This window comes from Streptomyces sp. NPDC045956 (genome assembly GCF_056430705.1).
The window spans coordinates 67,274-93,183 of record NZ_JBWKKZ010000018.1 but is presented as its reverse complement, the minus strand read 5'-3'; the positions used below and the strand labels follow the sequence as shown (position 1 = coordinate 93,183).

Below are 25,910 nucleotides of genomic sequence, written 5' to 3'. Positions count from 1 at the left end.
CGCCGGGACGCCGGGGCGGCAGGCGGACCGGTTCGTGCGCGGGGCTCGGCCGGCGGGGCCGGGCGCGCGAGAATGGCCGGCATGAGTCCCCTCTTCCGCCGAAAGCCCTCGCAGACCCCGCAAGCCCCGCAGGCCGCGCAGTCCCCTGAGTACTCCGAGAACCATCTCGTCACCCTCATCCGCAAACCCGGCTGCCATCTGTGTGACGACGCACAACTCGTCGTCGAGAAGGTCTGCGCCGACCTGGGCGTCCCCTGGGAGGGGAAGGACATCACCCGGGACCGCGGGCTCCACGACCAGTACTGGGAGCAGATCCCGGTCGTCCTCGTGGACGGTCGGCAGCACACCTTCTGGCGTGTGAACGAGGAACGGCTGCGCAAGGCACTGACCGACGAGTCCAAGTAGTCCGGATGGTCGCTTAGGATCGATGGTGACTTGGTCTCGGGGGCGTTGATCGTGAGGAGCGTGTGCGGCTTTGCCTCCGATGGGAGAGGAACGCGGGCGCGTATGCGCCGGTTCCCGGTTCGTGCGCCGGGGGCGCGTGAGCCCGGTCACGTTGGCCGGGCAAATCGGACACCATCTTTGTGCACGCGTTCACAAAGACATAGCCTGCATTCGACGGGGCGGTCATGTAGGGACGTATGACCGCCTACAGCCCCGCTCTACCCGCAGGAGCACCGTGGCAACTGGCCGAACACACCGACCGGCGACCCGCAGCCGAGGGATTCCCGAGGCCACCGTCGCCAGGCTTCCGCTGTACCTCCGAGCCCTCACCGCACTGTCGGAGCGCTCGGTGCCCACGGTCTCCTCCGAGGAGCTGGCGGCCGCGGCGGGGGTGAACTCCGCGAAGCTGCGCAAGGACTTCTCCTACCTCGGCTCCTACGGGACCCGGGGTGTCGGCTACGACGTCGAGTATCTCGTCTACCAGATCTCCCGCGAGCTGGGGCTCACCCAGGACTGGCCGGTTGTGATCGTCGGTATCGGAAACCTCGGCGCCGCGCTCGCCAACTACGGCGGTTTCGCCTCCCGCGGTTTCCGGGTCGCCGCGCTCATCGACGCCGATCCGGGAATGGCCGGAAAGCCCGTCGCCGGCATCCCGGTGCAGCACACCGACGAGCTGGAGAAGATCATCCAGGACGACGGTGTCTCCATCGGCGTGATCGCGACGCCCGCCGGTGCCGCCCAGCAGGTCTGCGACCGGCTCGTGGCCGCCGGCGTCACCTCCATCCTGAACTTCGCGCCGACCGTGCTGTCCGTGCCGGACGGCGTCGACGTGCGCAAGGTCGACCTCTCCATCGAGCTCCAGATCCTCGCCTTCCACGAGCAGCGCAAGGCGGGCGAGGAGGCCGCGGCCGACACCGGTGCCGTGCCGCGCGTCGCCGCCCGCAAGCAGCCCTCCACCGACCAGGGACCCGACGGGGACGTGCCCGCCGTGATGCCGGCATGAGTCTCCTCGTCGTCGGGCTGAGTCACCGCAGCGCTCCGGTCAGCGTCCTGGAGCGGGCCTCGCTGAACGCGGACGCCCAGCTCAAGCTGTTGCAGGACACGGTCGCCGCCGAACCGGCCACCGAGGCCGCGGTGCTGGCCACCTGCAACCGCATCGAGCTGTACGCCGACGTGGACAAGTTCCACGCCGGTGTCGCCGAGCTGTCCACGCTGCTGGCCCAGCACAGCGGGGTCGGCCTGGAGGAGCTGACTCCGTACCTGTACGTGCACTACGAGGACCGGGCCGTCCACCACTTCTTCTCGGTGGCCTGCGGGCTCGACTCGATGGTGGTCGGCGAGGGCCAGATCCTCGGCCAGATAAAGGACTCCCTGGCCCGGGCGCAGGACTCGCACACCGCCGGACGGCTGCTGAACGACCTGTTCCAGCAGGCGCTCAGGGTCGGCAAGCGGGCCCACTCCGAGACCGGCATCGACCGGGCCGGCCAGTCCCTGGTCACCTTCGGCCTGGAGCAGCTCGCGGCCGGGGCCGAGGTCCAGACCTGGGTGCGGGGCAAGAAGGCACTGGTCATCGGCGCCGGTTCGATGTCCTCGCTGGCCGCCGCCACGCTGGCGCGGGCCGGGGTCGCCGAGATCGTGGTCGCCAACCGCACCTTCGAGCGGGCCGAGCGGCTCGCCAGGATCCTGACCGAGGGCGACGACACGGACGTGCTGGCCCGTGCGGTACCGATGGATTCGGTGCCGGACGAACTGACACGTGCCGACGTGGCCGTCTCCTGCACCGGCGCGACCGGGCTCGTCCTCACCGCCGACGCCGTGGCGGCGACGGTGGAGGGCCGTACCGGCGCGCCCGTCGCCGAGGTGGACAGCGCCCCGTCCGCCGCGGCCCCGGTCGCCGGCACCGACGCCGCGCCGGAGACGCCGCTGCCGGGTGCGGGCGCCGACGAGAACTGCCCGCTCGACCTGTCGTCCGTGCCGACCGGCTTCTCCGTGATGGGCGAGGCCGCCGTGGCCGGCATGGACGCGGCGACGCTGGAGCAGCACGGGGCGTGGGCCGCGGGCGGTACGGCCGTGGACCGGCCGCGCGAGGCCGGGCGCGCGGGCGCCGAGGCGGACGCCGAGCTGATCACCGCGCTCGCCGCGACGGCCGCGAGCGTCGGCCGCATCCCCGAGCGCCGGCGGCCCGAGCCGGTCGCCGAGGCGCCGCGCCCCGAGCCCGTGCTCTTCCTGCTCGACCTCGCCATGCCGCGCGACATCGACGCCGCCGCGCACCGGCTGGCCGGGGTGCGCCTGGTGGACATCGAGTCGCTCGCCGACGCCTCGGCCGACGCGCCGATGGCCGCCGACGTCGACCTGGTCCGGCGGATCGTCGCCGACGAGGTCGCCGCCTTCGGTGCCGCCCAGCGGGCCGCGCACATCACGCCCACCGTCGTCGCGCTGCGCAGCATGGCCGCCGGCGTCGTGGCGGGCGAGATCGCCCGGCTGGAGGGGCGGCTGCCGGGCCTCGACGACAAACACCGCGCCGAGATCACCCAGACCGTCAAGCGTGTGGTCGACAAGCTGCTGCACGCGCCGACGGTCCGGGTCAAGCAGCTTGCCGCCGAGCCCGGCGGCGCCGGGTACGCGGACGCGCTGCGCACCCTGTTCGACCTCGACCCCGAGACGGTGGCCTCCGTCTCCCGCGCCGAGAACAGCACCACTGAGAAGAACCGAGGGCCGGCATGACTGAGAAGGCACTGAGGCTGGGGACCAGGCGCAGCAAGCTCGCCCTGGCCCAGTCCGGGCAGGTGGCGGACGCCGTGAGCCAGGTGACCGGTCGGCCCGTTGAGCTGGTCGAGATCACGACCTACGGCGACGTCTCGCGCGAGCACCTGGCGCAGATCGGCGGCACGGGCGTGTTCGTGGCGGCGCTGCGCGAGGCACTGCTGCGGGGGGAGGTGGACTTCGCGGTTCACTCGCTGAAGGACCTCCCCACCGCGCAGCACGAGGACCTGGTGGTGGCCGCCGTCCCGGTCCGCGAGGACCCGCGGGACGTGGTCGTCGCCCGGGACGCGCGCAAGCTGACCGACCTGCCCCGCGGGGCGCGCATAGGCACCGGCGCCCCGCGCCGCATGGCGCAGCTGAACGCGTACGCCCGCACGCACGGGCTGGAGATCGAGACGGTCCCGATCCGGGGCAACGTCGACACGCGCATCGGGTACGTCCACAGCGGTGAGCTGGACGCCGTCGTGCTGGCCGCCGCCGGGCTGAACCGGGTGGGCCGCATCGACGAGGTGACCGACTTCCTGTCGGTCGACACGGTTCTGCCCGCCCCCGGCCAGGGGGCACTGGCGATCGAGTGCAGGGCGGCGAACACCGCCCAGGACGCCGAACTCGTCGCCGCGCTCGCCGAACTCGACGACCCGTTCACGCGGGTCGCCGTGACGGCCGAGCGGTCCCTGCTCGCCGCCCTGGAGGCCGGTTGCAGCGCCCCCGTGGGCGCACTGGCCGACCTCCTGGCCGACGGGCAGATTGTCAAGGAAATGCGCCTGCGCGGCGTCGTCGGCACGACCGACGGCTCGACGCTGGTGCAGCTGTCCACCACCGGTCCCGTGCCCGAGACGCACGAGGCGGCACTGGCATTCGGTCGCGAACTCGCCACCGACATGCTCGCCCAGGGCGCGGCCGGTCTGATGGGGGAGCGAGCACAGTGAGCCCCACCACCTTTACCGCCGGTCCCGAACACGGGCACGTCACCTTCCTCGGTGCCGGACCCGGAGATCCGGGACTGCTGACCCTGCGCGCCGTGGAGGCGCTGTCGCACGCGGATGTCCTCGTCGCCGAGCACGAGGTGCTCGACGTCGTGCGCACGCATGCGCGGCAGGGCGTGACCGAGATGCACACGGATGCCGATCCGTCGGATCCGGGTGCAGGCACGCCCCAGCTGACGGTAGTTGACGGCTCGTCGACGACCGTGGGCGTCCCCGCCGTGCGGGATGCCGCACATCTTGTCATGGAGGCCGCGCGGGGCGGCAGGCGGGTCGTGCGTGCCGTGACCGGGGACCCCGGGCTCGACACGTACGCCGCCGAGGAGATGCTGGCGTGCGCCGCGGCCGGGGTGCCCTTCGAGGTCGTCCCCGGTATCGCGAACGCCGTCGGTGTGCCCGCGTACGCCGGTGTGCCGCTGCGGGACGCCGAGGGCGCCGACGTGCGGTTCGTGGACGCCCGTACGGCGTCGGCCCGGTGCTGGACCGAGGTGGGCGCCTCCGACGGGACCGTGGTGGTCTCGACGACGCTCGACTCGGTCGCCGCGGCCGCCGGTGAGCTGGTGTCGGCGGGCCGCAAGCCGGACACCCCGCTGACGGTGACGGTCGCCGGTACGACGACCCGGCAGCGCACCTGGACGGCGACGCTCGGCACGGTCGCGCAGACGCTGAAGCAGGCGAAGGTGCTGCCGTCCCCGGACGGTGGCCGTCCGGTGATAGCCGTGGTCGGCGAGCGCAGCGCCCCCGCCCGGCGCGACCAGCTGTCGTGGTTCGAGTCCAAGCCGCTGTTCGGCTGGAAGGTCCTCGTGCCGCGCACGAAGGAGCAGGCGGCGTCGCTCTCCGACCAGCTGCGGTCGTACGGGGCCGTACCCAGCGAGGTGCCGACCATCGCGGTCGAGCCGCCGCGCACGCCCCAGCAGATGGAGCGGGCGGTCAAGGGCCTGGTGACGGGCCGCTACGAGTGGATCGCGTTCACGTCGGTCAACGCGGTGAAGGCGGTCCGGGAGAAGTTCGAGGAGTACGGTCTCGACGCCCGTGCGTTCGCGGGCATCAAGGTCGCGGCGGTGGGCGAGCAGACGGCGAAGGCCCTCGTCGCCTTCGGGGTGAAGCCGGACCTGGTGCCGAGCGGTGAGCAGTCGGCCGCCGGTCTGCTGGAGGACTGGCCGCCCTACGACCCGGTCTTCGACCCGATCGACCGCGTCTTCCTGCCGCGCGCCGACATCGCCACGGAGACGCTGGTCGCCGGGCTGATCGAGCTGGGCTGGGAGGTCGACGACGTCACCGCCTACCGGACGGTGCGCGCCTCGCCGCCACCGGCCACCACCCGCGAGGCGATCAAGGGCGGCGGCTTCGACGCGGTGCTGTTCACCTCGTCGTCCACCGTGCGGAACCTGGTGGGGATCGCGGGCAAGCCGCACAACGTCACCGTGATCGCGTGCATCGGCCCGGCCACGGCCAAGACGGCCGAGGAGCACGGGCTGCGAGTGGACGTCATGGCTCCCGAGCCGTCCGTCCACAAGCTGGCGGAGGCCCTGGCCGACTTCGGCCTGGCGCGCCGGGCGGCGGCCCTGGAGGCCGGGGACCCGGTGACACGGCCGAGCGAGCGGCGGCCGGGGGCGCGCAGGCGTCGCTCCTCGACGTGAGGGGTCGCTCCTCGACGTGAGGCGTCGCGACTGACCGACTCGCGGACATGGCCCGCACCCGGAACCCGGGTGCGGGCCATGTGCGTGCGGGGCGCCGGGGCCGGGCCGGAACTCCGTTGACAGCCGGCCGGCGGGTGCGTGTAATGAGGGCGGTGCCGCGTGGCGCCGGTCAAAGAGCAGTGGGCCGGCCGGCGATCGGGCGAGCGCCCTTCTCCAAGGGGTCCGTGATGAGTCCGCACTCCGCGCCCTGACACGACGCAGCGCATCCGCACGTCGTCGTCCTTCCTCCGCCTCGCCTCTTCCCCCTTCCCCTTCCCGGGTTTTTCCGGTTTTCCGGCACCGTGACGTCCGTCGCGGTCCGCCGTCATGGAGACACGCATCCCTATGCCCACGCCTTTCCCGCGACCCGTCACCGCCGAGGACGGGAACCCGCTCCTGCTGACCACCACCGACGCCGGGACGGGGGCGCCGCGCACCACTCGGCTCGGACACGTCCGCCACGGGGGCTCCCTCCTGGTCCCCGCGTCCGGCCCCGGCCCGGACCTCCCCGCCTGGTACCACGACGTGCTGGCCCGTCCCGTGGTCGGTGTCGAGATCGGCACCGACTCCTTCGAGGCCCTCGCCGTGCCGACGGCCGGCCCGCTGCCCCCGGGGGTGGTGCTGGAGCGGGCCGAGCCCGAGGGGTGGCAGGGCCCGGCGGAGGTCCGTACGCTCGCCGACAAGCTGCTCGAGGTCCACACCTGGCTGCGGGGGCAGCTGCGTCAGGTGCGGGCCGAGACCGAGGCGCACTTCGCGCGCCGGGGCGCCGGTGCGCCGGCCGGCCTCGGGCTCCAGATCCGGCAGCGGTGCCTGGCGTTCTGCCAGGCCCTGGAGTTCCATCACGAGAGCGAGGACGGGCACCTCTTCCCGGGGATCGCCGCCCACCACCCCGGTCTGGCCGACGTCTTCGACCGGCTCGCCGGCGAGCACCGTGCGATCGCCCGCGTCCAGGCCGACCTGGCGGCGCTGCTGGCCGACATCCACATCGCCGACCCGGGGCGTTTCCGTACGGAGCTGGCGGCGATGTCGGCGGAGCTGGACGCCCACCTCGACCACGAGGAGGAGACGCTGATCCCGTTGCTGGCCGACGTGCCGTGGCCGCCGGCCGCCCCCTAGTGGTGCCAGGCCTTCCCGCCGGTGTTGTGGATGAAGCGCTGGAGCACCTTCATGGTGGTCAGGTACTCCTCGTCGGAGATGCCGGCGTGGCGTTCCGCCCACAGCTCGCTCTGGAGGGCGGCGGCCTTCTCCTGGAAGGCCCTGCCCTCGGGGGTGAGGGCCAGGTGGCCGTCGGGGCTCTGGGTGATCCAGCCCCGCGCGAGGGTCGCGTCGATCTCCGGTTCCATCTCCTGGCCCGTGTCGAGGTAGTTCCGCAGGAGGGCGGACACCTCCTCGCGGGCCTTCGGGGCGTCGGCGACCTGGTTGAGGACCCACCACTGGGGCTGGGTGGTGCCGATCCCGTCGAGCGCTGCGCGGGTGCGGTCGATGACGGCCTTGTAAGCGGCCCAGCTCCAGTAGCCGATCGGCTGCTTCACCAGTTCGGCGTCGGTGTGCGTGTACTGCATGGTCACTCCCTCGTCCGGTGTGCGTGGGAGCGACCGTAGGAGCTCGACCGAACTTGAGGTCAAGGGCGGCCGGGTCCGACTCCTCGTCGGCAAAGGCACGGGTGGGGCGGGCGTAGCGTAGGTGGTATGTCGACGTACGGATCCTTTCCCGGCACCCGGCCCCGGCGGCTGCGGAGCACCCCCGTCATGCGTCGGATGGTCGCCGAGACCCGGCTGCACCCCGCCGACTTCATCCTCCCCGCCTTCGTCCGCGAGGGCGTGAGCGAGCCGGTGCCGATCGGCGCGATGCCCGGCGTCGTGCAGCACACCCGGGACTCCCTGAAGAAGGCCGCCGCGGAGGCGGTCGAGGCCGGGGTCTCCGGGATCATGCTCTTCGGGGTGCCGGAGGACGAGAAGAAGGACGCGGCCGGTACGGCCGGCACCGACCCGGACGGGATTCTCCAGGTCGCGCTGCGGGACGTGCGGGCCGAGGTCGGGGACGAGCTGCTCGTCATGTCCGACCTGTGTCTCGACGAGTTCACGGACCACGGGCACTGCGGGGTGCTGGACACCCAGGGGCGGGTCGACAACGACGCCACCCTGGAGCGGTACGCCGAGATGGCGCAGGTCCAGGCCGACGCGGGTGCCCATGTGGTGGGGCCCAGCGGGATGATGGACGGGCAGATCGGCGTCGTCCGGGACGCGCTCGACCAGATCGGGCGGGAGGACGTCGCCGTCCTCGCCTACACGGTCAAGTACGCCTCCGCGTTCTACGGGCCCTTCCGGGAGGCCGTCGGGTCCGCCCTGCGGGGGGACCGGAAGACCTATCAGCAGGACGCCGCCAACGCGCGGGACGCGATGCGGGAGCTGGCCCTCGACCTGGAGGAGGGCGCCGACATGGTGATGGTGAAGCCGGCCGGTCCCTACCTCGACATCCTGGCCAAGGTCGCCGAGGCCTCGGACGTGCCCGTCGCCGCCTACCAGATCTCCGGCGAGTACTCGATGATCGAGGCCGCCGCCGAGAAGGGCTGGATCGACCGCGACCGGGCCATCATCGAGGCGCTGACCGGCATCAAGCGGGCCGGCGCGCGCAACATCCTGACCTACTGGGCCACCGAGGTCGCTCGCACGCTGCGCTGAGCGACCTCCCCCGGTGCTTCGTGCAGGGGGTGCGGGCACCCCTTCAGTGGCTGAGGGCCGCGTCCATGTCGGTCTGCCAGTACGTGACCGTCAGCGCGGTGTCGACGTACACGCCGCCGGAGGGCAGGGCGACGGTGGCGATGGAGCCGTCCTCGAAGGGGATCGTGAGGGTGTCGGTCTGGTAGCCGTTCTCGCCGCTGCCGTCGCCGGCCGACAGCAGGACCCCGGCGTAGCCGGCCTCACCGGGCTGGACGCCGGTCAGTGACTGCGGCTTGGTCGACTCCGCGACCGGCGGCACCGACTGCGCCTCGCCGAAGCGGGCCGCCGGGTACTGCGGGAGCATGCAGGTCTTCGAGCCGGTGTTGGTGGCGGTCAGCAGCAGGTGGTTGATCGGGCGGGGCACCTCCGTCGCGGTGATCCTGACGTCGGCCGCGGAGCACTTGCCGGGCAGGTCGGAGTCCTCGTCGCCGGAGCCGCCCGAGGTGCCGGCGGAGCCGGAGGTGCCGGCGGAGCCGGAGCCGGAAGCGCCGGAGGAACCGGTGGAACCGGAGGAACCGGAGGAGGCGGCCGGGCCCGCGGAGCCGTTCGTCTCCTTGGTGCCGTCGGCCTCCGTGCCCGCCCCGGCCGACTCCTTCCCGCCGGTGGGCCGCTCGCTCTGCTGTCCGGCCGGGGCGGCGGAGGACGGGGAGGAGGCGCCCGTGTCCGTTCCGTCGCCCTCGCAGGCCGTCAGGGCGAGCGCGGCCAGGGCGACCGTGGTGGCGGCGAACAGGCGGGTACGGGTGGTGCGTGCGGACATGACTGGTTCCCCTTCGGGAGGAGTTGAGGTGAGCCGCTCGACCGTCGGCGGGGAGCGGCTGCTTGGATGACCACAGCTTGGGGTCGGGTCCGTCCCGGTCGCCAGTGGAGCCGGGGGATGCGGGACAATGGGATGCCGGAACGGCTCTGACCTGGGGGAACGGCATCCTGCTGGGACGCCGTACGGGGATGCGGGGAGAGGGAGGAACGGGTGGCGGGGGACGATTTCGCGGGACTGCTGCGGGAGTTGAAGGAGCGGTCCGGGCTCAGTTACGGAGCGCTGGGCAAGCGGCTGCACATGAGCGCCTCGACCCTCCACCGGTACGTCAGCGGGGAGGTCGTCCCCACCGAGTTCGCCCCGGTCGAGCGGCTTGCCCGGGTGTGCCGGGCGACCCCCGAGGAGGTGCTCGAACTCCACCGCCGCTGGATCCGCGCGGACGCGCTGCGTGGCGTGAAGAAGGAGGAGGGGAGCGCCCCGAAGGGGACGGGACCCGCGGAGTCGCACGCGGTGAGGGATGCCGAAGCCGCCGAAGCCGCCGAAGCCGCCGAAGTCACCGAAGCAGCCGATGTGGTCGCGGGGGGCGAGGTGGCCGGGGCCGCCGACGCCTTCGGGGCGGGCGCGGACGGCACCCCGCCGCTCCCGCCCGCACCGGCCGTCCCGGACACGGCACGCCGGCGGGTGCCGCGCACCGCGCTGTACGCCGCGATCGGCGTCGTCGCCGTCAGCGCGGCCGTGGCCCTGGTGGTCAACCTGGTGCCGGGCAACGGCGGTGAGGAGGGCGGGCGCCGGGGACCGGCCGGGGCCGCCGCGCGGGCCTCCGTCCCGGAGTCGGCGACCGCCACCCCGTCGGCGTCCCCCAGCGGTTCCTCCTCGCCGTCCCCCTCCGCGTCCGCGTCGCCGCCCCGGTCCGCCTCGCCCTCCGCGTCCGCGTCCGCCCCGGGCGGGAGCACCGCCGGGCCGAGCCGCCGCGCACCCGACACCGGCCCGCCGCTCACCGTGTCGACCACGCCGTACTACTGGGACACCCCCTGCGAGCACGCGTTCCTGGTGGACCGCAGTCCGAAGAACGTGCTGCCGCCACCGCCCCAGCAGGACGCGGTCGGCTGGGCCACCGCCTACGGCGCCGTCTCGGCGAACCGGCAGACGGCCGTTTTGACCGTGCAGGGCACCGGCGCGGAGACCGTGGTCCTGACGGGCCTGCACGTGCGCGTGGTGAGCAGCGGTCCGCCGCTGGGCTGGGACCAGTACGTGATGGGCAACGGCTGCGGCGGCCAGGTGGACCCCAAGGACTTCGACGTCGCCCTCGACCTGGGCAACCCCCTGGTGATGCCGGTCGGCGGGCAGCGGAACTTCCCGTACAAGGTGAGCGAGTCCGACCCCGAGGTCTTCCGTGTCGACGCGCACACCAGCGGCCACGACGTCAGCTGGTACCTGGAGCTGGAGTGGTCGAGCGGGGGCCGGGAGGGCACGGTGCGCGTCGACGACAACGGCCGCCCGTTCCGCACCAGCGCCTCCAAGGACAGCTCCTACTACGCGTATCCCCTCGGCAGCGACGCCTGGGAGTTCGTCCCGGCCGAGTGAGGCTGGCGGGGCCGGGGTGCCGGGCGGGGCCGGGGTGCCGACCGGGCCGAACACGCGGCGGTCGTACGGGTGTCCGTATCGCGGAAAGCCGTGTGTAGGTGGCACGCGGTTTCCTAGGGTGCGGGCATGACCGTGACCGAGAACGCGCCCGCACCCTCCGCCTCCCCGCCGCCGCTCGCCGCACGGGCCCGGTCGATCGGCGGGTCGCCCGTACGGGACATCCTCGCCGTGACCGCCCGCCCCGAGGTGATCAACTTCGCGGGCGGGCTGCCGGCTCCGGAGCTGTTCGACGCGGAGGGCATCGCCGCCGCCTACCGGGACGTCCTCGCCGAGCAGCCCGCGCGGGCGCTCCAGTACTCGACCACGGAGGGCGAACCCTCGTTGCGGGCCGCGCTGGCCGCCCGCACCTCGGTCCGCGGCCTCGGCACCGACCCCGACGACCTCCTCGTCACCACCGGTTCGCAGCAGGCCCTCTCGCTGCTCGCCACCGCCCTGATCGAACCCGGCGACACCGTCCTCGTCGAGAACCCCTGCTACCTGGCCGCGCTCCAGGCCTTCGGCTTCGCGGGCGCCCGGATCGTCGCGGTGCCCGGGGACGAGCACGGCATGGACCCCGAGGCACTGGAGGAACTGGTGCTGCGCGAGCGGCCCAAGCTGCTCTACACCGTCCCCACCTTCCAGAACCCCACCGGCCGCACCCTCCCCGCCGCGCGCCGTGCCGCCGTGGCCGGGATCGCCGGCCGCTGCGGGCTGTGGATCGTCGAGGACGACCCGTACGGGGAGCTGCGCTTCGAGGGCGAGCGGCTGCCGTGGATCGCCTCCCACGAGGCCGCCCGGGACCGGACCGTGCTGCTGGGCTCCTTCTCCAAGGTCATGGCACCCGGCCTGCGACTCGGCTGGCTGCGGGCCCCCGCCACGCTGCGCCGGGCCTGCGCGGTGGCCAAGCAGGCCGCCGACCTGCACACCCCGACGGTCAACCAGCTGGCCGCCGCCCGGTACCTGGCCGACCGGGACCTGGACGCGCACGTCGCCCGGGTCGCCGGGGCCTACGGCGCACGCCGGGACGCGATGCTCGCCGGCGTGGCGGACGCGCTCCCGGCGGGGTCGGCGTGGAGCCGTCCCGAGGGCGGCATGTTCCTGTGGGCGCGGCTGCCGGACGGCTACGACACGACCGCCCTGCTCCCCGAGGTGGTCCGGCACGACGTGGCGTACGTGCCCGGAGCCCCCTTCCACGCCGGGGAACCCGACCGCGCGACGCTGCGGCTGTGCTTCGTGACGCAGACGCCGGACGAGATCGCGGAGGGGCTGCGGCGGCTGGGGGCGGCGCTGCGGGAGGCGGCGCCGCGAGGGGCGTAGGACCCGGTCCTAGGACGAAGAGCCGAGGCAGGGGCGTCGCGCGCGCACGTACCGTGAAGGGCATGCCTGCGACCGTGCCGACGACGACGCCCTTCGACCTCGACGCCTACCTCGACCGGATCGGCTGGGAGGGGGAGCGGCGGCCCGACGCGGCGGTGCTCCGCGGGGTGCACCTCGCCCACCTGCGGGCCGTCCCGTTCGAGAACCTCGACGCCGTCGGCGGCACGGCCCCCTCCCTCGCGCTGTCCGACCTGATGGCCAAGCTGGTGCACGGCCGCCGTCGCGGAGGCTACTGCTACGAGCACAACACCCTGTTCGCGGCCGCCCTGGAGACGCTGGGCTTCGGGGTGACCCGGCTGACCGCGCGGGTCGTCGTCGGCGCGGAGCGCTTCGAGGACCGTCCGCGCACCCACATGGCGCTCCTGGCCGAGGTGCCCGGCGACCCGCGGCCGTACCTGGCCGACGTCGGCTTCGGTGCCGCCGGCTCCCTGCTGGAGCCGGTGCCGCTCGCGGCGGACACCGAGTTCCGCGACGCCGGGCGCCGGCACCGGCTGGTGCACGCGCCGCGACGCGGGCCGCTGGAGACGTGGGTGCTGGAGGCCCACCGGCCCGGCGCGGGCGGTGGTTGGCAGGCCCAGTACGCCTTCACCCGGGAGCCGTTCGAGGCGTCCGACTACGAGGTCGTCAACTGGCACGTCGCCACGAACCCGCGCTCCCCCTTCTCCCGGCGGCCCTATGTGCAGCGGCTGCTGCCCGACGGGCACCTGGCGCTCGACGGCGGCGTCCTCACCAGGACCGGGGCCGACGGCGCGGTCACCGAGCGGAAGCCGGGTGACGAGGCGGAGGTCCGCCGGGTGCTGGCGGAGGAGTTCGGCATCGACGCGCCCGAGGGGGTGCGGCTGACCGGCTGACAGCCGGGGAGCGTTGGGGAATGTGCGCTTCCAGTGGTTTGTGTGAAGCAGCGGGGGACAGTCAACTCCGTGTTGTGCGCAATCAGTTCGGGCGCCCCGCAGGGGCGCCCGCCTCATGAGGGGGAGGCATCCGTGCGCAGTCGCACCGGATGGCGGCGTGCCGTGCTCGGCACGCTGGCGGGCCTGACCGCGACGATCGGCCTGACCGCCGGCCTGTCGGCGCCCGCCGCGGCGGCGACCGGGACACCGGTGGCCGTGACGAAGTACAGCCACACCAGCGCGTCCGGCGACTGGGTCGGGCAGGGCGCAAGCGTCGCCTACACGCCCGGGACGGCGGACATCACCGTGTCCGGGGAGCGGGAGGCGCTGACCGTCCGGATCGAGAACGAGACCGACTGGTGGACCGTCGAACTGGCCGCGCCGCAGGGGGAGAAGCTCCACCCCGGGGTCTACCGCGACGCGGAACGGGCGTCCTCGCGCACCGGGCGGGCCCCGGGCCTCGACGTCAGCGGCGACTCACGCGGCTGCAACCAGGTCTTCGGGCAGTTCTCGGTCCACCAGATCGAGGCGGACGCCACCGGCGCGATCACCGTGCTCGACGCGACCTACACGCAGCGTTGCGAGGCGGCCGACGCCCCGGTCCTCAAGGGCGTCGTCAAGTACCGCGCCTACCCGCTGTCCTTCGCCTACGCCAGCGAGCCCGGGGATTACCCCGGTCAGGGCAGGAGCGGCACCCACACCGGCGCCACCAGCCTCTTCTCACTCCAGGAGTGGGGCACCGGCGGTCTCCAGTACGACGTCTCCGGCAAGCGCGAGACCTGGTCGGCCCTGCTCGTCCCGCCGGCCGGCGAGCGCTTCGAGGCCGGACGCACCTACCGGACGGAACGCGGCAGCGGGCCCGGGGTGGCCGGCCTCGACGTGTCCGGCTTCGGCGGGTGCAACGCCAGTGAGGGCACCCTGACCCTCACCAGGCTGGGCCGCGGCGAGGACGGCGTGATCACCGCCTTCGCCGCCACGTTCGTCCAGCACTGCGAGGGCGCCGAGCCGGCGCTGCGCGGGACGATCCACTACTACGCCTGACGTCTGAAGGCTGACGCCTGACGGGCGGGCCGGGTGCGTCCCGGCCCGCCGGATCAGAGTCGCTCGGGCGTCCCGATGCCCAGCAGGGCCATGCCCTGGTGCAGGGTGCGCGCCGTGAGGTCGCACAGGAACAGGCGGTTCTCCACCTGCTCCGGGGTGTCGGCCTTGAGGACCGGGCACTTGTCGTAGAACGACGTGTACAGCGACGCCACCTGGTACAGGTACGCGGCCAGCTTGTGCGGGGCGTACTCCGCAGCCGCCTCGAAGACCGTGTTGCCGAACGCGTCCAGGTGCAGGCCCAGCGCGCGCTCCGCCTCGTGCAGGTCCAGCTCCGGGTGGGCCGCGGGGCGGACCTCGCCGGCCTTGCGGAGGATGGACCGGATACGGGCGTAGGCGTACTGGAGGTAGACGCTGGTGTCGCCGTTGAGCGAGACCATCTGGTCCAGGTCGAACTTGTAGTCCCGGCTCGGCGACGTCGACAGGTCCGCGTACTTCACGGCGCCGATGCCGACCTGCGCGGCCCGCTCCTGGATCTCGTCCTCGGTGAGGTCGCGCGCCTTCTCCCGGACCACCTCGGCGGCCCGCTGCACCGCCTCGTCCAGCAGGTCCTCCAGCCGCACGGTCTCGCCCTCGCGCGTCTTGAAGGGCTTGCCGTCGGCGCCGAGGACCGTGCCGTAGCCCATGTTGTGCGCGGTGACGTCGTCGTTCAGCCAGCCGGCCCGGCGGGCGGTCTCGAAGACCATCCGGAAGTGCAGCGACTGGCGCACGTCCACGACGTACAGCAGCGTGGTCGCGTGCAGGTCGCCGACGCGGTTGCGGACCGCGGTGAGGTCGGAGGCCGCGTAGCCGAAGCCGCCGTCCGCCTTCTGCACGATCAGCGGCACGGGCTGGTCGTCCTTGCCGCGGATCTCGTCGAAGAAGACGACGAGCGCGCCCTCGGAGCGCACCGCGACGCCCATCTCCTCCAGGAGGCGGGCGGTCTCGGGCATCCCCTCGTTGTACGCGGACTCGCCGACGATCTCCTCGTCGCGGATCTCCATGTCGAGCTTCTCGAAGACGGAGTAGAAGTAGACCTTCGACTCGTCCACGAACTGCTGCCACAGTTCGAGGGTCTCCTTGTCGCCGGACTGGAGGGCGACGACCCGCCTGCGGGCCCGCTCCTTGAACTCCTCGTCGGAGTCGAAGAGGGCGCGCGAGGCCTTGTACACCCGGTTCAGGTTGCTCATGGCCTGCTCGCCGTCGACGTCGGCCGCGGGGGCCAGCTCGCCGGGGTGCTCGAACAGGTACTGGATGAGCATGCCGAACTGGGTGCCCCAGTCGCCGATGTGGTGCCGGCCGATGGTCTTCTCGCCGGTGAAGTCGAGCATGCCGCGCAGGGCGTCGCCGATCACCGCGGAACGCAGGTGGCCGACGTGCATCTCCTTCGCCACGTTCGGCTGGGCGTAGTCGATCACCGTCGTGCCCGGCCGCTCGGCGTGCGGGACGCCCAGGCGGCCGGTCTCGTCCGCGTACCGCGCGGCGAGGTTCCCGATGATCGCGCGGTCGCCGACGGTGATGTTGAGGAAGCCGGGCCCGGAGACCTCGACCTCCTTGATCAGGTCACCGGTGGTGAGGTGCGCGACGACCTCGGTGGCCAGCTCCCGCGGGTTCGCCTTGGCCTTCTTGGCCAGGGCGAGGATGCCGTTGGCCTGGTAGTCCGCCCGGTCGCTTCGTCGCAGCAGCGGGTCGGCGCCGGCGGCCTCGGGCCGGGTGGCCGTGAGGGCGGACGCGAGATGCTGCTGGACGGAGTCGCTGAGGGACGTGACCGAGGCCATGGAGTGGTTCGCCGTTCTGCTCGGGGTTCCGGGAGTGAGGCTGTCTGTAGCTACGGAACCCGAGTATCCCACGCGGTGAAAAGCCGTTTTCGCGGATGCGGGCCGGGCTGGGAGAATGGAGCGGTCAGCCGTGCGACCGTACCGGCTGCTCAGCAGAAGTCCTGGGAATTCCAGGGAACCAGGGAAGAGGACGTGCCGATCGTGGCTCAGAGCACAGAGACCACCGACTGGGTCTCCCGTTTCGCGGACGAGGTCATCGCCGAGTCGGAGCGCCGTGCACCGGGCAAACCCGTCGTCGTCGCGTCCGGACTCTCTCCGTCCGGTCCCATCCACCTCGGCAACCTGCGCGAGGTCATGACCCCGCACCTGGTCGCCGACGAGGTGCGCCGCCGGGGCCACCAGGTCCGGCACCTGATCTCCTGGGACGACTACGACCGCTACCGCAAGGTGCCGGCCGGCATCTCCGGGGTGGACGAGTCGTGGGCCGAGCACATCGGCAAGCCCCTCACCTCCGTCCCCGCGCCGAAGGGCTCCTCGCACCCGAACTGGGCCGAGCACTTCAAGGCCGCGATGGTCGCCTCGCTCGCCGAGATGGGCGTGGAGTTCGACGGGATCAGCCAGACCGAGCAGTACACCTCCGGTGTCTACCGCGAGCAGGTCCTGCACGCCATGCGGCACCGGCAGGACATCGACGCGATCCTCGACCAGTACCGGACGAAGAAGGCCGCGCCGAAGAAGCAGCAGCAGAAGCCCCTCGACGAGGCCGAGCTGGAGGCCGCCGAGGGCTCCGGCGCCGCCGCCGAGGACGACGGCAGCTCCGGCTCCGCCGGGTACTTCCCGTACAAGCCGTACTGCGGCAACTGCGAGAAGGACCTGACGACGGTCACCGCCTACGACGACGACTCGACCGAGCTGACCTACGCCTGCACCGCGTGCGGCTTCTCCGAGACGGTCCGGCTCAGCGAGTTCAACCGCGGCAAGCTGGTCTGGAAGGTCGACTGGCCGATGCGCTGGGCCTACGAGGGCGTGATCTTCGAGCCCAGCGGCGTGGACCACTCGTCGCCCGGGTCGTCGTTCCAGGTCGGCGGGCAGATTGTCGGCATCTTCGGCGGCGAGCAGCCGATCGGGCCGATGTACGCGTTCGTCGGCATCAGCGGCATGGCGAAGATGTCCTCGTCGAAGGGCGGGGTGCCCACCCCGGCGGACGCGCTCCAGATCATGGAGCCGCAGCTGCTGCGCTGGCTGTACGCCCGCCGCCGGCCCAACCAGTCCTTCAAGATCGCCTTCGACCAGGAGATCCAGCGCCTCTACGACGAGTGGGACCGCCTCGACGCCAAGGTCGCCGACGGCACCGCCCTGCCCGCCGACGTGGCCGCCCACGCGCGCGCCGTGCGCACCGCCGCCGGTGAGCTGCCGCGCACGCCCAGGCCGCTGCCGTACCGGACGCTGGCGTCCGTGGCCGACATCACCGCCGGGCACGAGGACCAGGCGCTGCGCATCCTCAGCGAGCTGGACCCGGCCGACCCGCTGGGGACGCTCGCGGAGGCCCGGCCCCGGTACGACAAGGCCGAGGCGTGGATCAACACCCACGTCCCCGCCGACCAGCGGACCATCGTGCGCGGGGAGCCCGACGCCGAGCTGCTGAAGTCCCTCGACGAGCAGGGCCGGCAGTCGCTGCGGCTGCTGCTCGACGGGCTCGCCGAGCACTGGTCGCTGGACGGGCTCACCCACCTCGTCTACGGGGTGCCGAAGGTCCAGGCGGGCTTCTCCGCCGACGCCACGCCCAAGGAGCTGCCGCCGGAGATCAAGGCCGCCCAGCGGTCGTTCTTCGCGCTGCTCTACCACCTGCTCGTCGGCCGCGACACCGGCCCGCGGCTGCCCACGCTGCTGCTGGCGGTGGGGCAGGAGCGGGTGCGGACCCTGCTCGGGGAGTAGACAGGCGCCACGGCGAAAGGGGCCCTCCGCCGGCGGAGGGCCCCTTTCGGCTGTCGGTCAGGCGCTCGGCCTGCCGGCTACGCGATGTGCTCCTCCTGGAGTTCGCGGGTGTGGCGTTCGCTGAAGACCTTCACCATGCGGTCGGCCTCCCGCGCAGCGAGCGGCACGCCGAAGGTCGCCTCCACGTCGTCCCGGAACTGGGCGGCCGTGGGGTAGCTGCCGTCGATCGACTTGCGGAAGACGGTGTAGTAGTCCTCCGGCGTCGGCGGCGGCTCGGCCGTGCCGCCGCCCTCGCCCAGCTCCCGCGTGCGCGTCGGGCCCACCGGGATCGGGAAGCTGCCGGTCTCCTCGGGGGACGGCTCCTGCGGCGGCGGCTCCTCCTCGAACTGCTCCCGGTACTGCTCGGCCTGCCGCTGCTCCTCCGCCCAGTGCGCGTACTGCTCGGGGTCGAAGTCCGGGTCGTAGCCGCCGTGGTACTCCACGGTCTGCGGGTCCCGGGCGTGCAGCCACGGGTTGCGTTCCTCGGTGGGCGCGTCCGGTCCGGGCTCCCGCTCCTGCGGCCGGGCGACGGCCAGTTCGGGCCGCTGCTCCGCGGCTGGGGCCGCCTGCGGGCCCGTCTCCTGGGGCCGGGGCGCGGGGGGCAGCAGCGCCGGCTCGATGCCCGCCGCGGCGAGGCCGGCCGGGGCGGTCTGGGACAGGGGGACGCCGTAGCGGGCCAGGCGCAGCGGCATCAGGGACTCCACCGGGGCCTTGCGGCGCCAGCCGCGCCCGAAGCGGGAGCGCAGCCGGGCCTGGTAGACCAGCCGCTCCTGCTCCAGCTTGATCACCTGCTCGTAGGAGCGCAGCTCCCACAGCTTCATGCGGCGCCAGAGCAGGAAGGTCGGCCCCGGCGAGAGCAGCCAGCGGGTGAGGCGGACGCCCTCCATGTGCTTGTCGGCGGTGATGTCGGCGATCCGGCCGATCGCGTGCCGGGCGGCCTCGACGGACACCACGAACAGGATGGGGATCACGCCGTGCATGCCGACGCCGAGCGGGTCGGGCCAGGCGGCGGCGCCGTTGAACGCGATCGTCGCCGCCGTCAGCAGCCACGCGGTCTGGCGCAGCAGCGGGAACGGGATGCGGATCCAGGTCAGCAGCAGGTCCAGGGCCAGCAGGACGCAGATGCCCGCGTCGATGCCGATCGGGAAGACGTAGCTGAAGTTCCCGAAGCCCTTCTGCAGGGCCAGTTCCCGCACCGCCGCGTACGAACCGGCGAAGCCGATCCCGGCGATGATGACGGCACCGAAGACGACCATGCCGATGAGAACGCGATGCGTCCGGGTCAGCTCTAGTGGCGCGGCCACCCGTACTCCCCTCCCAGTGCCTGTTGTTGCGCGCAACAGAGTGGCACATGTGTGCGGGGAACGGGTGGCCGGTGGTCGGTACGGCCCCTCGGCTCGTCCTCTACGACGCCTTGGCCGGGGCCTTCGACGAGGTCCCGGCATCCTCGGACGGCGCCTTCGACCCCGTCCCGGAGGCCGAGCCCGAGGCGGACCCGGAGGGCGCCGCGGCACCGCCGTTGGCCTTCGCCACCGCCGCGACCGCTTCCTTGGCCGCCTTCTGGGCGTCCTTGACCAGGTCGTCGGCGTCGGGGGTGTCGTCGCCGGCCAGGCCCGCACCGTTGAAGTCGACGGTCACGACGACGTTCTCGACGCGTGTGACGACCGTCTGCTGCTTGAAGGTGCCTTCCTTCTTCTTCAGGTCGTACCGCACGACCGACGCCTCGTCGCCCGTGCCGCTCACCGGCGTGGTCTTCAGGCTCTTGGCGCCCTCGGCGGTCTGGGCGTCCTGGAGCTGCTTCGTGTAGTAGTCGTGCGCCAGCTTGTCGCCCGCACCGCGCGTGGCGTCCGAGTCGAAGCGCAGCATCGACACGCTCAGCCAGCGGAACTGGGAGCCGTCCACGCCGTTGTCGTCGAGGCTGTCCCAGGAGCAACTGCCGCGCGTCGCCGTGTCGTTCGACGCGCCCTCCTTGCCGGAGTCGGCCTTGGGCACCAGGTCCTTCAGCGTCTTCTTCGCCAGCACCGAGCAGGGCTCGGGCAGCTTCGCGTACGCGGCCGCCTCCACCGTCGGGGACGGGCTCGCGGACGCGGAGGCGGTCGCCTTGTCCGCGGCCTTGTCCTTGCCGTCGTCGGAGCCGGAGTCCGAGGAGCAGCCGGCCGCCACCAGCATCAGGGGGACGGCGGCCGCCGCGCAGACAACACGGGGGAGTCGCTTGGCTCGCTGGTCACGCTGGGCTCGTCGCTGCATGGTTCCTTCACTCATGGCACTCGTGGTTCCTGCGGTCGGAACGGGTCCGAGGGGTCACCGTACGCGGTGGGGAAAGTGTGCGGCTCGTCTTCGAGGGCTTCACCCGGGGGCCCGGGGGAGCCCCCGCCGGGCTCAACCGCTCAGCGAATCCGCGAGCTGGGAGGCCAGTTTCCGCGCCATGTCCTGCATTTCCTCGCTGTCCGGGACGACGCCGAGCATCGCCGACTGCTCCGCGTACTCGATGGTCACCACGACGTTCGACGTGCGGAACGCCACAGTCACCGTGCGTCGTTTCGCCGTCGAACCGGAGCTGCTCAGCTCGTCGTCGACCAGTGCCTCGTCGCCCAGGTCGTCGAGGAGCCGGGGCTGGAGGTCGGTGGGCGTGGCACCGGAGGACGCGCCCGACGAGGGGGCGCTGGACGTCGCGGAGCCGGACGGCCGGGTGGTGGCGGACGCGCCGGGTGACGCGGTGTCGGAGGGGGACGCGGACCCCGACGCGGAGGCCGACGACGGCTCCGACGGCGATTCCGACTCCGACTCGGCCTCGGAGACGACCGGTTCCGGCAGGTCGGCGGCTTCCACCTGCTTCGCGAAGAGCTGCTCGGCCTGACTGTCGTCGCTCACGGAGTTGTCGTAGGACACCACCCGCTCGAAGTCGACGAAGAGGTGGTTGGTGGCGTCGGCCGACTCCACCTTCCAACGGCAGCCGACCTTGCGGTCGGTGTCGTACGCGAGAGTCGCCTCGCCGGCGTAGGCCTTCGCGCGCTGCTGCTCGTCGGTGATCTCCTGGATGCCGGGCAGCAGCGAGTCGAGCGACTTGTCGCCCACCGCGCCGCACGGTTCCGGGAGGGTGCGGTACCTGCCGGGCTGGGCTGCCTCGGTCGCGACGCCGGGCCGGCCCGGATTGGAGTCGTCCGCCGTGGCGCCGTCGCCCGAGCCGCCGGTGCAGCCGGCCAGCATGACCGCCAGGGCGGCGGCGACGCCGGGTACATAGGCCTTCCGCTGCACGGTACGGCTCCTCTCGCCGGTGTGGCTGTGGGTCGGTACTCCAGTGTCCCCGCTGGTTATTCGCTTGCCGCGCGGGGGCGTCCCCAGAAGACAATGTGTATCGCACGAGCCGCCGTGAACGCCGGTCAGTCGTCCTTTTGGCTGCCCTTGGCGCCGGTTTTGCGCTTTGAGACTTCTGTAGGTTTTCCGGGGGAATGGGGACGTTATGTCGTACGTGGAGATGCCGGGCGCGAAGGTGCCGATCCGGATGTGGGCCGACCCGGCGACGGTCGAGGACGGGGCGCTGCAGCAGCTGCGCAATGTCGCGACCCTGCCGTGGATCAAGGGACTCGCGGTCATGCCGGACGTGCACTACGGCAAGGGGGCGACCGTCGGTTCCGTGATCGCGATGCGGGGTGCGGTGTGCCCGGCCGCGGTGGGTGTGGACATCGGCTGCGGGATGTCGGCGGTGCGGACCTCCCTGACGGCGAACGACCTGCCCGGTGACCTCTCGCGGCTGCGGTCGAAGATCGAGCAGGCCATCCCGGTGGGCCGGGGGATGCACGACAGTCCCGTCGACCCGGGCCGCTTCCACGGGCTGGCGACCGGCGGGTGGGACGACTTCTGGGGGCGGTTCGACGGAGTCGCCGAAGCGGTCAGGTTCCGTCACGAGCGGGCCGGGAAGCAGATGGGAACGCTCGGCTCCGGGAATCACTTCGTCGAGGTGTGCACGGATACGACCGGTGCTGTCTGGCTGATGCTGCACTCCGGTTCCCGCAACATCGGCAAGGAGCTGGCCGAGCACCACATCGGGGTCGCCCAGAAGCTCCCGCACAACCAGGGGCTGGTCGACCGTGACCTCGCGGTGTTCGTCGCGGACACCCCGCAGATGGCGGCGTACCGCAACGACCTGTTCTGGGCGCAGGAGTACGCCAAGTACAACCGCACCCTCATGATGGCGCTCCTGAAGGACGTGGTCCGCAAGGAGTTCAAGAAGGCGAAGCCGGTCTTCGAGCGGGAGATCTCCTGCCACCACAACTACGTGGCGGAGGAGCGGTACGACGGCATGGACCTGCTGGTCACCCGCAAGGGCGCGATCCGCGCGGGCTCGGGGGACTACGGGATCATCCCTGGCTCCATGGGGACGGGTTCGTACATCGTCAAGGGCCTCGGCAACGACAAGTCCTTCAACTCCGCGTCCCACGGGGCGGGTCGGCGCATGAGCCGCAACGCCGCCAAGCGCCGCTTCTCCACCCGGGACCTGGAGGAGCAGACGCGAGGCGTGGAGTGCCGCAAGGACTCCGGCGTCGTGGACGAGATCCCGGGCGCCTACAAGTCGATCGACCAGGTCATCGAGCAGCAGCGGGACCTCGTGGAGGTCGTGGCGAAGCTGAAGCAGGTCGTCTGCGTGAAGGGCTGACGCCCGGGGCGCCGCCGCCTCAGCCCTCCCGGTGCACCTTCGTGTTCGAGGCCTGGGCGCGGGGGCGGACGACCAGGAGGTCGATGTTCACGTGGGCGGGGCGGGTGACCGCCCACGTGATGGTGTCGGCGACGTCGTCGGCGGTCAGGGGGGCGGCGACGCCCTGGTAGACCTTGGCCGCCCTGTCCTCGTCGCCGCTGAAGCGGGTCAGGGCGAACTCCTCGGTCTTCACCATGCCGGGCGCCACCTCCACGACGCGGACCGGGCGGCCGACGATCTCCAGGCGGAGGGTCTCGGCGAGGACGTGTTCGGCGTGCTTGGCGGCGACGTAGCCCGCGCCGCCCTCGTAGGTGGCGAAGCCGGCGGTGGAGGAGACGACGACCACCGTGCCGTCGCCGCTCGCCTCCAGCGCGGGGAGCAGGGCCTGGGTGAGGTTCAGGGTGCCGATGACGTTCGTCTCGTACATGCGGCGCCAGTCGTCCGGGTCGCCGGTCGCGACCGGGTCGGCGCCGAGCGCGCCGCCCGCGTTGTTGACGAGGACGCCGACCTTCCTGAAGGCGGTGGCGAACTCGTCGACGGCCGCGCGGTCGGTGACGTCCAGCGGGTACGCCGTCGCCTGGTGGCCGGCCGCCACGATCTCCTCGGCGAGCGCCTCGATGCGGTCCTTGCGGCGGGCGGTGAGGACGACGCGGTAGCCGGCGGCGGCGAGCTGCCGGGCCGTGGCGGCGCCGATGCCGCTGCTCGCACCGGTGACGACGGCGATGCGCGAGGCGGCGGACGGGGCGGCTGCGGGGGCCATGGGCTGCTCCTGGTTCCTGGCGGGCGGGGTGCGGGAGGCGTCCCCGTCACGGTGCGACACGGTCGCCGCCCAGGGTAGTCAGCCTCCGTTGCGCGGCGCCCACATGATCACGGCCATCCCGGCGAGGCAGACCAGCGCGCCCGTCACGTCCCAGCGGTCCGGGCGGTAGCCGTCCGCGACCATGCCCCACAGGATCGAACCGGCCACGAAGATCCCGCCGTACGCGGCGAGGATGCGGCCGAAGTGGGCGTCGGGCTGGAAGGTGGCGACGAAGCCGTACGCGCCGAGGGCGAGGACGCCGCCGGTCGCCCAGAGCCAGCCGCGCTGCTCGCGCACGCCCTGCCAGACCAGCCAGGCGCCGCCGATCTCGAACAGGGCGGCGACGACGAACAGGGCGGCGGAGCGGAGGACGAGCATGCGGGCAGCTTCGCACGCGGGGCGCGTCGCGGGCCGGTGGGGGCGCCGCTCCCCGAGGCCGGGCGCCGGGCCGGAATAACGTCCGGGACCCCACCGTTGGAGGCGGTATAGTTGAACCGTCAACAACTCGGAGGTTGAGCGACCATGCAGTTCGGCATCTTCACCGTCGGCGACGTCACGCCGGACCCGACCACCGGGCGTACACCGACCGAGCGTGAGCGCATCAAGGCCATGGTCGCCATCGCGCTGAAGGCCGAGGAGGTCGGGCTCGACGTCTTCGCGACCGGCGAGCACCACAACCCGCCCTTCGTCCCCTCCTCGCCCACCACGATGCTCGGCTACATCGCGGCCCGCACCGAGCGGCTGATCCTCTCCACCTCCACCACCCTCATCACCACCAACGACCCGGTGAAGATCGCCGAGGACTTCGCGATGCTCCAGCACCTGGCCGACGGCCGGGTGGACCTGATGATGGGCCGCGGCAACACCGGGCCGGTGTACCCCTGGTTCGGCAAGGACATCCGCGAGGGCATCAACCTCGCCGTGGAGAACTACGCCCTGCTGCACCGCCTGTGGCGCGAGGACGTCGTGAACTGGGAGGGCAAGTTCCGTACCCCCCTCCAGGGCTTCACCTCCACGCCCCGCCCGCTGGACGGCGTCGCGCCGTTCGTCTGGCACGGCTCGATCCGCTCCCCGGAGATCGCCGAGCAGGCCGCGTACTACGGCGACGGCTTCTTCCACAACAACATCTTCTGGCCCGCGGACCACACCAAGCGCATGGTCGAGCTGTACCGGGCCCGCTACGCCCACTACGGGCACGGCACGCCCGAGCAGGCGATCGTCGGCCTCGGCGGGCAGGTGTTCATGCGCAGGAACAGCCAGGACGCGGTGCGCGAGTTCCGCCCGTACTTCGACGTCGCGCCGGTCTACGGGCACGGCCCCTCCCTGGAGGACTTCACCGAGCAGACCCCGCTCACGGTGGGCTCGCCCCAGCAGGTGATCGAGAAGACCCTCGCCTTCCGCGACTACGCCGGTGACTACCAGCGCCAGCTCTTCCTGATGGACCACGCCGGACTGCCCCTGAAGACCGTCCTGGAGCAGCTCGACCTGCTCGGCGAGGAGGTCGTGCCGGTGCTGCGCAAGGAGTTCGCCAGGAACCGCCCGGCCGACGTCCCGGACGCGCCGAACCACGCGTCGCTGCTGGCCGCCGCCCGCAAGGAGGGCCAGGACGGCAAGGGCAGCAAGGGCAGCAAGGACAGCAAGGAAGGAGTACGGGCATGAAGCTCGTCGTCGTCTCCGCGGGACTGAGCGTCCCGTCCTCCACCCGGCTGCTGGCCGACCGCCTGGCCGCCGCCACCGCGGGCCGGGCGCCGGCCGAGGTCCAGGTGGTGGAGCTGCGCGACCTCGCCGTGGAGATCGCGCACACCTTCACCAACGGATTCCCGGGCCGGAAGCTGTCCGCCGCCTTCGACGCGGTCGCGGCGGCGGACGGGCTGGTCGTGGTCACGCCGGTGTTCTCGGCCTCGTACAGCGGACTGTTCAAGTCGTTCTTCGACGCGCTGAGCGTGACCGAGGAGGACGCCCTCGCCGGGAAGCCGGTCCTGATCGGCGCGACCGGTGGCACGGCCCGGCACTCGCTGGTCCTGGAGCACGCGCTGCGTCCGCTCTTCGCCTACCTGAAGGCCGTCGTCGTCCCCACCGGCGTGTACGCCGCCTCGGAGGACTGGGGCGCCGAGGGGCTGGACGGACGGATCGAGCGGGCGGCCGGGCAGCTGGCCGCGCTGATGACGGGGCTGTCCACGGCCGGGAGGCCGGCGGGGAAGGCGACGGAGGGGGCGGGCGCGGCGCCGGTCGCGGAGACGGCCGGGAGGCCGGTCGCGGAGGCCGACGGGATCGTGCCGTTCGCGGAGCGGCTGGCCGCGCTGCGGCCCGCCGGGTGAGATCTCGGTGAGAAGTCCGGCCGCCCGGTCGCGGGGCG

General features: G+C 72.6%; 23 protein-coding genes. 15 read left to right on the top strand and 8 right to left on the bottom strand.

The features are described 5' to 3' along the window. Window positions 1-72: 72 nt before the first annotated feature. From AC07FV_RS33890 to AC07FV_RS33865, 6 genes are all read left to right on the top strand, one after another. Window positions 73-405 (top strand): glutaredoxin family protein, encoded by a 333-nt coding sequence (locus AC07FV_RS33890; RefSeq protein WP_479091525.1) that lies wholly within the window; start codon window positions 73-75, stop codon window positions 403-405. Window positions 406-679: 274 nt separating this feature from the next. Next, the gene (locus AC07FV_RS33885; protein WP_479091524.1) at window positions 680-1,447 is read left to right on the top strand and encodes a redox-sensing transcriptional repressor Rex; all 768 of its coding nucleotides are present in this window, start codon (window positions 680-682) and stop codon (window positions 1,445-1,447) included. Beyond that, entirely contained in the window at window positions 1,444-3,168 is a 1,725-nt protein-coding gene (locus AC07FV_RS33880) for a glutamyl-tRNA reductase (RefSeq protein ID WP_479091523.1), read from the top strand. The genes AC07FV_RS33885 and AC07FV_RS33880 overlap by 4 nt, the downstream gene beginning before the upstream one ends. Continuing rightward, window positions 3,165-4,136 (top strand): hydroxymethylbilane synthase, encoded by a 972-nt coding sequence (hemC, locus tag AC07FV_RS33875; protein WP_356609432.1) that lies wholly within the window; start codon window positions 3,165-3,167, stop codon window positions 4,134-4,136. The genes AC07FV_RS33880 and hemC overlap by 4 nt, the downstream gene beginning before the upstream one ends. Further along, window positions 4,133-5,830, top strand: a complete 1,698-nt coding sequence (locus AC07FV_RS33870; RefSeq protein WP_356609430.1) for a bifunctional uroporphyrinogen-III C-methyltransferase/uroporphyrinogen-III synthase — start codon at window positions 4,133-4,135, stop codon at window positions 5,828-5,830. The genes hemC and AC07FV_RS33870 overlap by 4 nt, the downstream gene beginning before the upstream one ends. Window positions 5,831-6,214: 384 nt before the next feature. Continuing rightward, window positions 6,215-6,985 (top strand): nitroreductase/quinone reductase family protein, encoded by a 771-nt coding sequence (locus AC07FV_RS33865; RefSeq protein ID WP_479091522.1) that lies wholly within the window; start codon window positions 6,215-6,217, stop codon window positions 6,983-6,985. Here the strand turns inward: AC07FV_RS33865 and AC07FV_RS33860 are convergent. Next, window positions 6,982-7,431: a MarR family winged helix-turn-helix transcriptional regulator gene (locus tag AC07FV_RS33860; protein WP_383646715.1), complete on the bottom strand. Its 450-nt coding sequence runs from the start codon at window positions 7,429-7,431 to the stop codon at window positions 6,982-6,984. The genes AC07FV_RS33865 and AC07FV_RS33860 overlap by 4 nt on opposite strands. A 126-nt stretch (window positions 7,432-7,557) precedes the next feature. Here AC07FV_RS33860 and hemB point away from each other — a divergent pair, with 126 nt between their 5' ends. Next, entirely contained in the window at window positions 7,558-8,550 is a 993-nt protein-coding gene (gene hemB, locus AC07FV_RS33855) for a porphobilinogen synthase (protein ID WP_479091521.1), read from the top strand. A 43-nt stretch (window positions 8,551-8,593) separates the two neighbouring features. Here the strand turns inward: hemB and AC07FV_RS33850 are convergent, their stop codons facing one another. Then, window positions 8,594-9,346, bottom strand: coding sequence for a DUF4232 domain-containing protein (locus tag AC07FV_RS33850; RefSeq protein ID WP_479091519.1), 753 nt, complete (start codon window positions 9,344-9,346; stop codon window positions 8,594-8,596). 210 nt (window positions 9,347-9,556) lie between these two features. Between AC07FV_RS33850 and AC07FV_RS33845 the strand changes: the two genes are divergently transcribed. The 4 genes from AC07FV_RS33845 (at window position 9,557) to AC07FV_RS33830 (ending at window position 14,274) form a co-directional block, all read left to right on the top strand. Next, window positions 9,557-10,927: a helix-turn-helix domain-containing protein gene (locus tag AC07FV_RS33845; protein ID WP_479091518.1), complete on the top strand. Its 1,371-nt coding sequence runs from the start codon at window positions 9,557-9,559 to the stop codon at window positions 10,925-10,927. Window positions 10,928-11,053: 126 nt separating this feature from the next. Beyond that, window positions 11,054-12,283 (top strand): aminotransferase-like domain-containing protein, encoded by a 1,230-nt coding sequence (locus tag AC07FV_RS33840; RefSeq protein ID WP_479091516.1) that lies wholly within the window; start codon window positions 11,054-11,056, stop codon window positions 12,281-12,283. A gap of 62 nt (window positions 12,284-12,345) precedes the next feature. After that, window positions 12,346-13,194 carry an arylamine N-acetyltransferase family protein gene (locus AC07FV_RS33835; RefSeq protein WP_479091514.1) on the top strand — a complete coding sequence of 283 codons (849 nt, stop codon included), beginning with the start codon at window positions 12,346-12,348 and terminating at the stop codon, window positions 13,192-13,194. A 132-nt stretch (window positions 13,195-13,326) separates the two neighbouring features. Beyond that, window positions 13,327-14,274, top strand: a complete 948-nt coding sequence (locus tag AC07FV_RS33830) for a hypothetical protein (protein WP_479091512.1) — start codon at window positions 13,327-13,329, stop codon at window positions 14,272-14,274. A gap of 53 nt (window positions 14,275-14,327) precedes the next feature. Here the strand turns inward: AC07FV_RS33830 and argS are convergent, their stop codons facing one another. Then, window positions 14,328-16,088, bottom strand: a complete 1,761-nt coding sequence (argS, locus tag AC07FV_RS33825) for an arginine--tRNA ligase (RefSeq protein WP_479091510.1) — start codon at window positions 16,086-16,088, stop codon at window positions 14,328-14,330. Window positions 16,089-16,280: 192 nt separating this feature from the next. On the opposite strand from argS, the gene lysS reads away from it, so the two are divergent. Next, the gene (gene lysS, locus AC07FV_RS33820; RefSeq protein ID WP_479091508.1) at window positions 16,281-18,023 is read left to right on the top strand and encodes a lysine--tRNA ligase; all 1,743 of its coding nucleotides are present in this window, start codon (window positions 16,281-16,283) and stop codon (window positions 18,021-18,023) included. A gap of 77 nt (window positions 18,024-18,100) precedes the next feature. Here the strand turns inward: lysS and AC07FV_RS33815 are convergent, their stop codons facing one another. The 3 genes from AC07FV_RS33815 to AC07FV_RS33805 form a co-directional block, all read right to left on the bottom strand. Then, window positions 18,101-19,366, bottom strand: a complete 1,266-nt coding sequence (locus AC07FV_RS33815; RefSeq protein ID WP_479091507.1) for a DUF2637 domain-containing protein — start codon at window positions 19,364-19,366, stop codon at window positions 18,101-18,103. A 100-nt stretch (window positions 19,367-19,466) separates the two neighbouring features. Further along, window positions 19,467-20,309 (bottom strand): DUF3558 family protein, encoded by an 843-nt coding sequence (locus AC07FV_RS33810; RefSeq protein ID WP_479091505.1) that lies wholly within the window; start codon window positions 20,307-20,309, stop codon window positions 19,467-19,469. Window positions 20,310-20,441: 132 nt separating this feature from the next. Next, the gene (locus AC07FV_RS33805) at window positions 20,442-21,317 is read right to left on the bottom strand and encodes a DUF3558 domain-containing protein (RefSeq protein ID WP_479091503.1); all 876 of its coding nucleotides are present in this window, start codon (window positions 21,315-21,317) and stop codon (window positions 20,442-20,444) included. 205 nt (window positions 21,318-21,522) lie between these two features. On the opposite strand from AC07FV_RS33805, the gene AC07FV_RS33800 reads away from it, so the two are divergent. Next, on the top strand, window positions 21,523-22,716 hold the full coding sequence (locus AC07FV_RS33800) for an RtcB family protein (RefSeq protein ID WP_479091502.1): 1,194 nt from the start codon (window positions 21,523-21,525) through the stop codon (window positions 22,714-22,716). 19 nt (window positions 22,717-22,735) lie between these two features. Here AC07FV_RS33800 and AC07FV_RS33795 read toward each other — a convergent pair whose 3' ends face one another. Further along, a complete protein-coding gene (locus AC07FV_RS33795; RefSeq protein WP_479091547.1) occupies window positions 22,736-23,515 on the bottom strand; it encodes an SDR family NAD(P)-dependent oxidoreductase in 780 nt (259 codons plus the stop codon). A gap of 78 nt (window positions 23,516-23,593) precedes the next feature. Beyond that, window positions 23,594-23,932, bottom strand: a complete 339-nt coding sequence (locus AC07FV_RS33790) for a YnfA family protein (protein WP_053135097.1) — start codon at window positions 23,930-23,932, stop codon at window positions 23,594-23,596. Between the two features lie 144 nt (window positions 23,933-24,076). Between AC07FV_RS33790 and AC07FV_RS33785 the strand changes: the two genes are divergently transcribed. Further along, the gene (locus tag AC07FV_RS33785; RefSeq protein ID WP_479091500.1) at window positions 24,077-25,213 is read left to right on the top strand and encodes an LLM class flavin-dependent oxidoreductase; all 1,137 of its coding nucleotides are present in this window, start codon (window positions 24,077-24,079) and stop codon (window positions 25,211-25,213) included. Beyond that, window positions 25,210-25,872 (top strand): CE1759 family FMN reductase, encoded by a 663-nt coding sequence (locus tag AC07FV_RS33780; protein WP_479091499.1) that lies wholly within the window; start codon window positions 25,210-25,212, stop codon window positions 25,870-25,872. Before AC07FV_RS33785 ends, AC07FV_RS33780 begins: the two co-directional genes overlap by 4 nt. Window positions 25,873-25,910: the final 38 nt, after the last annotated feature.

Coding starts and splice junctions, on each gene's coding strand:
- hemC (WP_356609432.1), top strand. CDS start 3,165: ATGACTGAGAAGGCACTGAGGCTGGGGACCAGGCGCAGCAAGCTCGCC.
- AC07FV_RS33835 (WP_479091514.1), top strand. CDS start 12,346: ATGCCTGCGACCGTGCCGACGACGACGCCCTTCGACCTCGACGCCTAC.
- AC07FV_RS33860 (WP_383646715.1), bottom strand. CDS start 7,431: ATGCAGTACACGCACACCGACGCCGAACTGGTGAAGCAGCCGATCGGC.
- argS (WP_479091510.1), bottom strand. CDS start 16,088: ATGGCCTCGGTCACGTCCCTCAGCGACTCCGTCCAGCAGCATCTCGCG.
- AC07FV_RS33800 (WP_479091502.1), top strand. CDS start 21,523: ATGTCGTACGTGGAGATGCCGGGCGCGAAGGTGCCGATCCGGATGTGG.
- AC07FV_RS33840 (WP_479091516.1), top strand. CDS start 11,054: ATGACCGTGACCGAGAACGCGCCCGCACCCTCCGCCTCCCCGCCGCCG.
- AC07FV_RS33890 (WP_479091525.1), top strand. CDS start 73: ATGGCCGGCATGAGTCCCCTCTTCCGCCGAAAGCCCTCGCAGACCCCG.
- AC07FV_RS33785 (WP_479091500.1), top strand. CDS start 24,077: ATGCAGTTCGGCATCTTCACCGTCGGCGACGTCACGCCGGACCCGACC.
- AC07FV_RS33865 (WP_479091522.1), top strand. CDS start 6,215: ATGCCCACGCCTTTCCCGCGACCCGTCACCGCCGAGGACGGGAACCCG.
- AC07FV_RS33810 (WP_479091505.1), bottom strand. CDS start 20,309: ATGCAGCGACGAGCCCAGCGTGACCAGCGAGCCAAGCGACTCCCCCGT.
- hemB (WP_479091521.1), top strand. CDS start 7,558: ATGTCGACGTACGGATCCTTTCCCGGCACCCGGCCCCGGCGGCTGCGG.
- AC07FV_RS33790 (WP_053135097.1), bottom strand. CDS start 23,932: ATGCTCGTCCTCCGCTCCGCCGCCCTGTTCGTCGTCGCCGCCCTGTTC.
- AC07FV_RS33780 (WP_479091499.1), top strand. CDS start 25,210: ATGAAGCTCGTCGTCGTCTCCGCGGGACTGAGCGTCCCGTCCTCCACC.
- AC07FV_RS33850 (WP_479091519.1), bottom strand. CDS start 9,346: ATGTCCGCACGCACCACCCGTACCCGCCTGTTCGCCGCCACCACGGTC.
- AC07FV_RS33880 (WP_479091523.1), top strand. CDS start 1,444: ATGAGTCTCCTCGTCGTCGGGCTGAGTCACCGCAGCGCTCCGGTCAGC.
- AC07FV_RS33795 (WP_479091547.1), bottom strand. CDS start 23,515: ATGGCCCCCGCAGCCGCCCCGTCCGCCGCCTCGCGCATCGCCGTCGTC.